The sequence below is a fragment of the Akkermansia sp. NBRC 115031 genome (assembly GCF_030268505.1).
Lineage (GTDB): Bacteria > Verrucomicrobiota > Verrucomicrobiia > Verrucomicrobiales > Akkermansiaceae > Akkermansia > Akkermansia massiliensis.
Genome location: NZ_BSQU01000005.1, coordinates 101,638 through 112,920, shown reverse-complemented (window position 1 = coordinate 112,920; position 11,283 = coordinate 101,638). Strand labels below are relative to the sequence as shown.

At 60.8% G+C, this 11,283-nt stretch carries 10 protein-coding genes; all 10 read left to right on the top strand.

Features of this window, described 5'->3' with window-relative positions; all coding sequences use genetic code 11:
* Nucleotides 1-154: 154 nt before the first annotated feature.
* The 10 genes from QSJ36_RS08090 to QSJ36_RS08045 all read left to right on the top strand — a co-directional run bounded on the left by QSJ36_RS08090 (nucleotide 155) and on the right by QSJ36_RS08045 (nucleotide 11,280).
* Nucleotides 155-847 carry a sugar transferase gene (locus QSJ36_RS08090; RefSeq protein ID WP_250714990.1) on the top strand — a complete coding sequence of 231 codons (693 nt, stop codon included), beginning with the start codon at nucleotides 155-157 and terminating at the stop codon, nucleotides 845-847.
* Entirely contained in the window at nucleotides 844-1,626 is a 783-nt protein-coding gene (locus tag QSJ36_RS08085; protein WP_285468102.1) for a polysaccharide biosynthesis/export family protein, read from the top strand. The genes QSJ36_RS08090 and QSJ36_RS08085 overlap by 4 nt, the downstream gene beginning before the upstream one ends.
* Nucleotides 1,627-1,697: 71 nt before the next feature.
* Nucleotides 1,698-4,067 (top strand): tyrosine-protein kinase, encoded by a 2,370-nt coding sequence (locus QSJ36_RS08080; protein ID WP_022397303.1) that lies wholly within the window; start codon nucleotides 1,698-1,700, stop codon nucleotides 4,065-4,067.
* A gap of 72 nt (nucleotides 4,068-4,139) precedes the next feature.
* The gene (locus QSJ36_RS08075; protein WP_253231626.1) at nucleotides 4,140-4,739 is read left to right on the top strand and encodes a CpsB/CapC family capsule biosynthesis tyrosine phosphatase; all 600 of its coding nucleotides are present in this window, start codon (nucleotides 4,140-4,142) and stop codon (nucleotides 4,737-4,739) included.
* 54 nt (nucleotides 4,740-4,793) lie between these two features.
* Nucleotides 4,794-5,570, top strand: a complete 777-nt coding sequence (locus QSJ36_RS08070) for a glycosyltransferase family 2 protein (RefSeq protein ID WP_215443572.1) — start codon at nucleotides 4,794-4,796, stop codon at nucleotides 5,568-5,570.
* Nucleotides 5,571-5,612: 42 nt separating this feature from the next.
* Entirely contained in the window at nucleotides 5,613-6,767 is a 1,155-nt protein-coding gene (locus QSJ36_RS08065; protein WP_285468097.1) for a glycosyltransferase, read from the top strand.
* Nucleotides 6,764-7,951, top strand: coding sequence for a glycosyltransferase (locus QSJ36_RS08060; protein ID WP_215443573.1), 1,188 nt, complete (start codon nucleotides 6,764-6,766; stop codon nucleotides 7,949-7,951). The genes QSJ36_RS08065 and QSJ36_RS08060 overlap by 4 nt, the downstream gene beginning before the upstream one ends.
* A gap of 14 nt (nucleotides 7,952-7,965) precedes the next feature.
* Nucleotides 7,966-9,105 carry a glycosyltransferase gene (locus tag QSJ36_RS08055; RefSeq protein ID WP_022397308.1) on the top strand — a complete coding sequence of 380 codons (1,140 nt, stop codon included), beginning with the start codon at nucleotides 7,966-7,968 and terminating at the stop codon, nucleotides 9,103-9,105.
* A 22-nt stretch (nucleotides 9,106-9,127) separates the two neighbouring features.
* Nucleotides 9,128-10,300: a glycosyltransferase gene (locus tag QSJ36_RS08050; protein WP_102722463.1), complete on the top strand. Its 1,173-nt coding sequence runs from the start codon at nucleotides 9,128-9,130 to the stop codon at nucleotides 10,298-10,300.
* Nucleotides 10,297-11,280 carry a hypothetical protein gene (locus QSJ36_RS08045; protein ID WP_285468092.1) on the top strand — a complete coding sequence of 328 codons (984 nt, stop codon included), beginning with the start codon at nucleotides 10,297-10,299 and terminating at the stop codon, nucleotides 11,278-11,280. Before QSJ36_RS08050 ends, QSJ36_RS08045 begins: the two co-directional genes overlap by 4 nt.
* Nucleotides 11,281-11,283 lie beyond the last annotated feature (3 nt).

The window sequence follows — 11,283 nt, the reverse complement described above, 5'->3', positions numbered from 1 at the left end:
ACACACTTAATTACATATATTTATATACAGAAAACAATAGTTTGAGTTAAATTTTTTTAGTTTTTTAAGGCGCGGGAATGATAAATAAGTATTTTTTCTTTAATGATTACTATTGACATCGGATTTGCAATCCGGTAACTCTGCCGCGCCGCTTATGTACATACATATCTGCAAACCGTTTCTTGGAAGCCTCCTTGCCGGAATAGCTCTCATCATCCTCATTCCGCTGCTGCTGACCGTTTCGGTACTTCTTGTACTTTCTACAGGGAAATCCCCGTTTTTTCTTCAAACGCGCGTAGGGTACAGGGGAAGACTGTTCAAGATCATCAAATTCAAAACGATGAACGACCGGAAGGATGAAAACGGGCAGCTCCTGCCCGATGAGCAGAGGCTGTTCCCGCTGGGGCGCTTCCTCCGCAGCTCCTCCCTGGACGAACTTCCCCAGCTCATCAACATCCTGAAGGGTGACATGGCTTTTGTGGGCCCCCGTCCCTGGATCCCCACCCAGATGGCGGGATTCCCGCCCAACTACTGCCGGAAGCGCTGCTCCGTGCGTCCCGGCATCACCGGCATGGCCCAGATCCACGGCCGCAACGGCATCCCCTTCTGCCGCCGCCTTTGCTATGACCTGATCTACGTCCAGAACGTCAATCTGAGAATGGATATCTCCCTCCTTTTCCAGACGGCCCGCACGGTCGTCATCCGTGAAGGAATCCAGCAGTGCAACGAGGCGTTCCAGAGCAAGCTGGGGCAGACCCTCGTTCATAACGACCTTTCCCTGCCCTCCTCCCCCCCTTCCCAGAAGATCATTCTGAATACCTCCATCCAACCTCTCTCCAACCAATGAACATCAACAACCTAATCAGCAAAGCCGCCCTCTGCTCCGCAGTGCTGGCCGCTTCCTCTCTCCTGCCCTCCTGCGTCAGCCCCAAGGAAGTCCTGTATATCCAGGACGTCTCCGGACAGACCAATGAAAAGATCAAGGGGAATTACCAGACCGTCATCCAGAAGGACGACCAGTTATCCATCACCGTCAGCAGCAAGCAGCCTGAACTGGCCGCCCCCTTTGCCGTCTCCGAAATAGGGTCCAGCAGCCAGGGCACCAGCTCACGGAAGGGTTACCTGGTGGACGCCAACGGCTACATCGTCCTGCCGGTCATCGGAAAGATCAAGGCGGCCGGCAAGACCTGCTCCCGGCTGGGGGATGAAATTGCCGCCACCCTGCGGAACAGGGACTACATCAGCGACGCCTCCGTCAACGTCCAGATCACCAACTTCAAGTTCTCCGTCCTGGGTGAAGTAGCCTCCCCGGGCACCTACAACGTGGACGGCCAGCGCCTGACGATTCTGGAAGCCCTCAGCCGCGCCGGAGACCTGAACATCGACGGCAACCGGGACATCACCCTGATCCGTGAAACCAACGGACGCCGCCAGATCGCCACCGTGGACCTCCGCAGCAAGGATCTCTTCCAGTCCCCCTATTATTACATTCAGCAGAACGACACCATTTACGTGACGCCTGCCGAACGCAAGATCAACACCCGCAGCGATACCGTCCAATACATCGGCTGGACGGCTTCCGGCCTCGGCCTGATTATCGGCATCGTTGCCCTGTGCGCCCTGTAAGCGCACATCCCCCCATTTCCCGCCTTTCCGTCCTCCGGAAAGGCGGAGCCTTCTTTGATTGATTCCTTTTTATGCCAGATACTCCTGCTCCCCCCGCAGCCCCTCCCGCCGAGGAACCGGAATCTTCCCTGTCACTGGATGTCATCACCAGCATCCTTCTGAGACGCTGGTACTGGATTTTGCTCTTCGCCCTTCTCGGAGGCGCCGGAGCCTATTACGTGACCGGCAAGCAGAATTACATTTTTGAAAAAACGGCCAGCGTCATCATGCGGGAATCCAACAAGGATTCCTCCTCCTCGGACCGCATCAAGGTAGAACTGGGCATGGATTCCGGAGCCGCCAACCTGGCCAATGAAAGCTTCATCCTCCGCTCAAGCACAGTGATGCGGAACACGGTGGAGGACCTGACGCTGAACGTCTCCTACTGGAAGCAGCAGGACCTGCGCCAAATAGACCTGTACAAGGACAGCCCCATCACCGTGACGTTTGACGACATCGCGGAGAACCGCTTCTGCACCTTTGACGTTACGCTGGAGCCGGAAAACGCCGTGACGCTGACGTACCATGACGCCGCCGGCAACCCCATCCAGGAGAAAGGGAAGCTCCACGCCCCCATTTCCCTCCCCTTCGCCACCGTCACGGTTTACCCCACCTCCAACATGCCGGAAACCGTTTCCGGGACCACCATCACCGTGCGCCGCATTCCCGTGAACGCCGCTGCGGACCAGCTCCTTGCCAATTTTACGGTCACGCGTCCGGACGCCAAGGAATCCAGCATCCTGCAAATGACGCTGACCTCCACCAATCCGGACAAGGCCGCGGACACGCTGAACAAGCTGATCGCGGTTTACAATGACCACTCCACGGAGGAACGCCGCACGAAGGCGGTGAAGACGAAGGATTTCATCCGGCGGCAGCGCGGCCAGATCGGCGCGGACCTGAAGGAAGTGGACCAGAAAATGGATGATATCAAAATCAAAAACGACATCATCGCAGACACGGAAGCGTCCATCTCCGCAGACTTCAACGCGGCCCAAACCCTGGACAATTCCATCTTTGAGCTCCAGACGCAGATGAAGCTGGCGGACGGCCTGAAGGAAAACCTGGACGCCCTGGGCCACAAGGCGGGTCTCATTTCCCTGGATACCGGCATTGCGGATTCCGGGGTTTCCCGCCAGATTGAAGCCTACAACGCCGCCTATCTGGAATACCAGAAGGTCGCCGGAAGCGCCGGGGGGCAGAACCCCATTGTCGTCACCCTCACGAAGAGGATGGACGCCACCCGCAGCGCGGCGTCCAGGTCCCTGGACAATCTCCGCAACAATCTGGAGCTGAAACTCCAGGAACTCACCAGGAAGAGGCAGGACATCGCCAAGCGGCTGACGGCCACCTCCGGAAAGGCCCGGGAGCTGACCCCCCTGGACCGTGAACACCGGGTGAAGGAGGAACTTTACCTGACGCTTTTAAGCAAGGAGCTGGAAAACGACCTGACGCTGGCCCTGACGGAATCCTCCGCGCGCGTGCTGGAATCCGCCCACGGCACGGATTACCCCATCTCTCCCAACACCAGAAAATCCGTGCTGACCGCGGCGGCGGGGGGCGCCATCGTCTGCATCCTCGGCTTCCTGGGGCTGGCCCTGCTCAACAACAAGATAAAGAACAGGAAGGACCTGAACGCCGTCACGCACCTTCCCGTGGTCGCGGAGCTTCCGGCCATGACCAAGAAGGAGCAGCGGCAGGTGGCCCGCATGTTCACGGATGAACACTCCGTCATTTCTGAGTATTTCCAGATCCTGTGCCACAATGCGGACTCCATGCTCCCCGTCACCCGGAACCAGGGGCACGTCATCCTCCTCACCTCCACCATGCAGGGGGAAGGGAAAACGTTCATCTCCGCCAACCTCGCCATGTCCTTTGCCAACATCGGCAAGCGCGTCCTGGTCATTGACGGGGACCTGCGCAAGGCCTCCCTGTCCAAGCAGCTTGACGGCAAGGGCCGCAAGGGGCTGAGCACCATCCTTCTCCGCAAGGTGGAAGACCCGTTCTCCGTCATCCGCACCCTGCCGGAACATCCCGGAGTGGACATCCTGTACGCCGGGCCCCAGGTTCCCAACCCGGTCACCCTCCTTTCCCTGCCGGAAATGGAGGAGCTCATCCGCCTCTTCAAGGAACGCTATGACGCCGTCATCATTGACTCCCCGCCATACGGCATCCTGGCAGACACGGCCATCCTCGCCAGCCACGCGGATATTTCCCTGTACGTCATCCGCAGCAACAGGATAGACAAGCGGCACATCGCCACCGTCCAGCAGCTTGCGGAATCCGGCCAGCTTCCCAACATGGGCTTCGTCATCAACGCCGTGGATTTCAAATCCAGCAGCTACAGCTATTACGGCTACGGCTACCACTACGGCAACACCTCCAAGAACAACCCCTCCTGATTCCCGGCCTTGTTTTCCTCCCTCTTTCAACCCAGGCTTAAAACCGCTGCGCTCTGTCCGGACGGAATGGATATGCACTGCCATTTGCTGTGGGGCGTGGACGACGGAGCGCACACCCTCCGGGACAGTCTGGAAATCATTTCCCGATTGAAAGAAAAAGGATTCAGGGGAGCCTATTGCACCCCCCACATCAGCAGCCGCTATCCCTCCAACACGCCCGCCCGCCTAAAGGCCCGCTTCCAGCAGCTTCTGGATGCACTGCCGGACCGGGATTTCGACCTGCGCCTGGCGGCGGAATACATGCTGGACCACCATTTTGAACAGGCGCTTGAGGAGGAAGAGCCGCTCAGCCACGACGGCAGCCACCTGCTCGTGGAGTTTCCCCAGTTCCGCCTTCCCAGCGCCTGGAGGGACAGGCTCCAACTGGTCCAGGAGAAAGGCTTCGTTCCCGTCCTGGCCCATCCGGAACGCTACGGGAAGATCATGCCTCCGGAGGAACTGGCTGCCCTGGCCTCACAGGGAATAAGCTTCCAGGGCAACATAGGCTCCCTGTTCGGGCTTTACGGGAAATCCTGCCAGGCGGCCGCCCGGAAATTCCAGAAGGAAAACCTGTACCTGTGGTGGGGAACAGACGCCCACAATGCCAACATGCTCACCAAACTCCGCCTGTAACCCCTTCTCCGCCGGGAAGGGCGGGACGCCCGCTTTTTCCCTGCATCCGCCGCCATGAAAATCACCGTCATCACCGTTTGCCGCAACAGCGCCGCCACTCTCCAGGACACCCTGGAAAGCGTGCTGGCGCAGTCCTGGACCGGCTATGAATACCTGGTCGTGGACGGCGGCAGCACGGACGGCACCCTGGAAATGCTTCAGGACGTTGAAGGGCGCTTCCACGGGCGGCTGAAATGGATTTCCGAACCGGACAACGGCATTTACGACGCCATGAACAAGGGTGTCCGCATGAGTTCCGGAGACGTCGTCGGCTTTCTGAACGCGGACGACTATTACCAGGACAACGGCGTTCTGGAAACCATTGCCGGAGCCTTCGCGCAGCACGGGACGGACGCCGTCCACGGCAACCTGCATTACATCAATGCGGCCCGGAAAGTCGTCCGGACATGGCGCGGAACGGACTACAAGCCCGGCTCCTTCCAGCGCGGATGGTGCCCGGCGCACCCCACGTTCTACTGCAAAAAGGACTGCTTCACCCGCTATGGCGGCTTTGACCCCTCCATCGGCAGCGCGGCGGATTTTGAGCTGATGCTCCGCTTTATTGAAAAGAACCGCATCTCCACAGCCTATATCGACCGCAACATGGTTTTCATGCGCACCGGCGGTTCCAGCACGGCGGGATTGCGGGCCATCCTGCGCAATACGCGCCAGAACAGGCAGGCCTTCAGGAAAAACAGCCTTCCGTGCCCGTGGCACTACGGCGTCACCCGGCTGCTGTCCAAGGCGGGCACCACGGGCAATCCCGTCCGCTACTTTTTCCAAACCCGGTAATATCCCCTTTCACTGTCCCATTTGCCTTCCCGTTCCGCCGCCATGAACCTGCTCTTCTATTTTGACCATCCCATCCTGCCCCATGCGGGCGGAACGGAACGGGCGGCGTATCTTCTGGCGCAGGCCCTGTCACGGCACGGCCACCGGGTTTCCTTCCTGTCCCTCCGGGGCTCGGATTCACTGCCTGCGGAACCGCCTTATTTCCTCCTTCCCCGCACAGGCACGCTCTCCTGCGCGGAAAACAGGGAGTACGTGGAAACCCTGTGCGCCGGGCAGCAGACGGACTGCATCATCAACTGCGGAGCCAACCAGGACGACTCCTTCTTTTTCAGCCATGAGCGCCTTTCCGTCCAGGCGTCCATCGTCTCCTGGATCTCCTTTGACGTCCATACCGGGCTGGATTACTTTTCCGCCCTGCTCCGGAAGGATTTCAGCACCTGGGGCAACACCGTGAAAACGCTGCTGCGCCGGGCGCTCCTGCCGTACAAAAAGCATGTGGCCGTCAGCAACAAGAGGAGGAAATACAGGGACATGTTCCGCGGCTCGGACAAGGTGGTGTTCCTTTCCCCCCGCTACACGGAAGACGCCCTTCAACTGGCGGGCGCACCGGAAAGGGCGCGCCTGTACGCCATCCCCAACCTGCTGACCTATGATCCCGTGCAGCCCGGCCTTTCCGGGAAGGAAAATGCCGTTCTTTACGTGGGGAGGCTGGTGGATTCCCCCAAGAAGGCGGACCGCCTGCTGAAGGTCTGGAAAAGGGTGCAGCCCCTGCATCCGGACTGGCGCCTGTACCTGGTCGGGGACGGCCCGGAACGCGGCAACCTGGAACGGCTGGCGGCACGGCTGAACCTGGAAAACGTCCATTTTGAAGGAGTGCAGGACCCCGCGCCCTACTACCGGAAGGCCCGGATACTCTGCCTCACCTCCACGCACGAAGGCATGCCCATGGTGATTAACGAGGCCCTTTCCTACGGCTGCACCCCCATCGCCTTCAACAGCTTCCACGCTGCTGAAGATATGCTGCCGGACCGGGAGACGGGGCGGCTCATTCCGCCCTTCAGCCTGCGCCTGTTCGCCCGGGAGCTGGACGAACTGATGAGCGGCCCCCATGTGCCGCCCCGCACGGAAGTATTATCCCGTTACCAGCCGGAAAAAGTCATTCCCCAATGGCTGGAATGCCTGCAAGAACAACCATGAGCAACATCGTCATCTATCTCCCTTACGAGCCTCTGGGCAAGCAGGGCGGCATGGAGCGCGCCACCCATGGCCTGGCTGAAATGCTGCGGGACGCCGGACACAGGGTTCTGCTGCTCTGCCGTGAGAAAAACAGGCTGGGGGAAACGTACTTTGCGCCCGTACCCCTCGCCTTCCTTCCTTCCGGCCTTTCCCGCAGCGGAGAGAGGGACTACCTGCTGAAACTGCTGAGGGAGGAAAAGACGGACGTGCTTATTGACCAGACGGAGGGGGGCGTCACGGGCCGCTGGGGCATCTTCCGCACGCGCACCCAGATGGAGGAGGCTCCCGTGAAGCTGGTCGCCGTGCAGCACAGCTCCCAATACTCCGCCCTGCGTTATTACCATCTTGTCCACAAGCGCCGGGGCGCCGCCTCCTTCTCCGGAAAATGCAGGGACTTCCTGTTCAACGCACTGGCGCTCCCCGTGAAGCGGCTCCGGGCGCGGCGGCTGCAAAAAAGCCTGTTCCGGGAACTGGCGGCCAATTATGACCGCATCGTCACTCTTTCCCGCGGCGGCATGGAGGAATTCCGGCTGCTGGCTCCCGGCACGCCTGCGGAAAAACTGGCGGCCATTCCCAACCCCGTCCCGCCGATTGAAGCGCCGCCCCTGCCGCAGGAAAAGGAACAACGCGTCCTCTTCGTCGGCAGGCTGGACAACTCCGTCAAGGGCGTGGACAGACTGCTGAGGATATGGGCGCGCGCCGGAAAATCCCTGCCGGACTGGCACCTGGACATTGTGGGAGACGGCCCGGACGCCGCCGCCCTGAAAGAACTGGCGGAACGCCTGCGACTTTCCAACGTTTCCTTTGAAGGCTTCCGGAACCCGGCCCCCTATTACCGGCGGGCCTCCATCTTCTGCATGACCTCCACGTTTGAGGGCTTCGGGCTGGTTCTGCCGGAAGCGATGCAGCACGGCTGCGTTCCCATGGCCTTCAACAGCTACGCCGCCGTGCGCGACCTCGTCATCCCCGGTGAAACCGGCATCCTGGCCCCCCCCTTTGACGAGGAGGAGTACGCGCGCCAGCTCCTCCGCCTGATGCAGGACGCCCCCCTCCGCTCCGCCATGGCGCAGGCAGGCCCGCAGCATGCCGCCCTTTTCTCCCCGGCGAACGTCGTGCGGGAATGGAACTCCCTGCTTCAGCACTAACCGTCCACCTTTCAATGAAGATTCTCTTTTGTTTCATGGGCACGCTCAATCCATCCTGCGGCGGGGTGGAGCGCACCATGTGCAATCTGATTCATGAATTGCAGGCCCATGGGCATGAATGCGCCATCGTGAGCTGGTACCGGAACACCCCCTACGAGCCCTTTTCCGGGATTCAGAAAATCCTGCCCACTCCTTCCTCCCGGATAAGGGAGGAGCGGCAGGCGGCTTTCAGGCAGGCCCTGGAGGAACGGCAGCCGGATATCATCATTCATGACGGGGAACTGCTGGGGGCGGGAGCCCTGTTCCCCGGTCCGGCAGGCAGGAAGCGCCTTCTGGAAGCCTTTTCCGGGAAAACTCCCGCCATTGTCGACATGCACCACTCGGACATCCGCGGCCGCCTCCGCGCGCCTTTCCTGAAAAGGATGTATTACAACGTCACGTGGCGCAGGAATTTCTATCTCCGCATTTCGCAGGCGGACGCCTTCGTCGTCCTGTCAGAGTCCTTCAAACAGGACTTTTACGACTTTCTGCCGGGAGTCCGGAAGGAAAAAATCACCGCCATCCCCAACATGAATTCCTTTGAGAACGGGAGCATCCCTTCCGGAAAGGCCAGGGAAGTCCTGTTCGTGGGGAGGCTGGACAATCCAGTGAAGGGGGTGGACCGCCTGCTGAAGATATGGAGCATGGTCTGCCGCCGGGAACCCGGCTGGTTCCTGCGCATCGTGGGGGACGGACCGGACCGGGAATACCTGGCCGCGCTGGCGGAGGAATGCGGCTGCACCAACTATTCCTTTGAAGGAGCCACGGACCATCCGGAAGAATACTACCGCAAAGCCGGAATCCTGTGCATGACGTCCACCTTTGAGGGCTTCGGCATGGTCCTGATTGAAGGCATGCAGCACGGCTGTATCCCGATGGCCTTTGAATCCTTTACCGCCGTGCGGGACATCATTGAACCGGACCGGACCGGAATCCTGGTCCCTCCCTTTGACCTGGAGCAGTACGCCGCCCGGCTCCTGGACCTGATGAGGGACGGAGGGAAGAGGGAAGCCATGTCCGCGGCCTGCTTCCGGAGCAGCGGGAAATTCGGCAAATCCCGCATCGCCGGACTGTGGGAAAACCTGCTCTCCAAGCTGGCGGAAAAGCCCAGATGAACCGAACCCTTTCCGTTTACTCATGAATATCTGTTTCATCGCCTGGGAACGTTTCGGCGTGGGGGGAGTCTCCCGCGTCCTGACGCGCATCATGAATGCGCTGTGCCGGGAGCATGAAATCAGCGTGTACTGCCTGCGGCGCCCACCGCTGGAAAACGCGTACGGGCTGGATCTGGAGAACATCCGCTTTTTCCACCATGAAATGAACGTTTACGAGAAAATGAGGCGTTCCGTGATGGACAGGCTCGTCACCCGGACTCCCCTGTTCTCCTCCTCCGCAGGCGCCCGCGCGTACGCTTTCCTGCGGTACACGCATTCCTTTAAAAAGCGCCTCACCAGCCACATCAACCGCCACCAATATGACGCCGTCGTCTTCGGGTCCGGCTTTGAGGACTCCCTGCTGCTCGCCCTGCTCCGGCCGCGGCTTTCCCCCCGCACCAGAATCATCTCCTGGTCCCACGCGGCCTATGAAGACTACTTCGGGTTCAAGGGCCCCCATTTCTCCCGTTACTTCCGCCATGCGCTCAAGCGGTTCTACCACCGCTTCGACCAAATCGTCGTCCTGTCGGACCACGACAGGCGGAACTTTGAAACGCGCCAGCACCTGGCAACGCGGCGCATCTACAACCCGGCCAGCTTCACGGCGGAACGGCATTCCGCGCTGACGTCAAAAACGTTCGTCTTCGCGGGCTCCCTGTCCTCCCACAAGGGGGCGGACCTGGCCCTGGAGGCATTCGGGGAATTCAGCAGGAATAACGGGGAATGGAACCTGCACGTGTACGGAGACGGCCCCCTGCGCCCGTGGATGGAGGAATTCATCCGGGAACACGGCCTGCAATCCCGCGTTCGCCTGCACGGCAGCCACACAGCCATGGAGCGGGAATACCCCAAACACGCCATTCTGCTCTTCCCCTCCCGGTGCGAGGGCTTCGGCCTCGTGCAGATTGAGGCCATGAGCTGCGGCCTCCCCGTCATCGCCGCAGACATCCCCATCTGCCGGGAACTCATACGGGACAGCGGAGCGGGGCGCCTGTTCCCCGCCGGGGACAGCCGCGCCCTGTGCGGCGCCATGCACGCCATGGCCGGGGAGGACCTGGCCCCGTACGCGCGGAAGGCGCGCGCGCAGGAACAATTTTTCACGCTGGAACGGATTATCCGCGAATGGAACGGCATGCTCAAGGAGGTGAACCCATGAAAGAGCTTCTTCTGCTGGAACCTGTCCGCAAAAAGGGGAACCACCAGTTCTTCATGGACTGGTTTGCCCGGGCGTGGGAGGCCTGCGGGGGCGGCATCAAGCGCAGGCGCCCCCTTCCCTGGCCCGCGCTGCTGGCCGTGGCCCGGCTGAAGCTGTCCGCCAACCTGCCCCCGCTTTCCTCCCGCCGGAACGCCCTGCTGGTCCCCGGCGCGGGCTATCCGGACTCCTTCGCATGGCCGCATGCCTATACGCATGAAATCATCCCCATGCTGTGGGACGTCTGGCCGCGGTACTGGCCGCGCCTCATCTCCTCCCTGAAGCGCCACCGCGTCCGCACCTTCCTGTGCACCTCCTCCCAGGTCTGCGAACACGTCCGGAAGGAACTGCCCCGTATCCGGACCGTCCACGTTCCGGAAGGCATTGACCCGGCGGGCTACCTGCCCGGAAAGGACCTCCGGGAAAGGCCCGCCGATATTCTGGAGCTCGGCAGGCAGATGCCCTTCTTCCACCGCGCCGCCGTCCGGGCCTGCCGGGAACATCCCGAATGGGTTCATCTGTTCCCCGCCGCGGAGGGTCCCCTCCTGTTCCCGGACTTCCGCTCCCTCTGCGAGGGGCTGGCCTCCGCAAAAATCACCGTCTCCTACCCCCGCTGCGATACGCACCCGGCCATGGCCGGAGAGGTGGAAACCCTGACCCAGCGCTACTGGGAATGCATGCTGTCCCGCACGCTCCCGGCAGGCAGGGCCCCGCAGGAACTGGTCAACCTGCTGGGGTACAATCCCGTCGTGGAAATAAGCGAACGGAACGCCCATGAACAAATCACGAACCTTTTAACGAACATTTCCTCCTATCAGGACCTGGTGGATAAAAACTACCGGGCGGCCTGCGAGCACGCTCCCTGGGAAGCGCGGATAGCCTCCCTGCTCCCGCAGCTGGAACGCCTGGGCTACCGGATAGGAACGCCTTCCCCGTCCGCATGAATT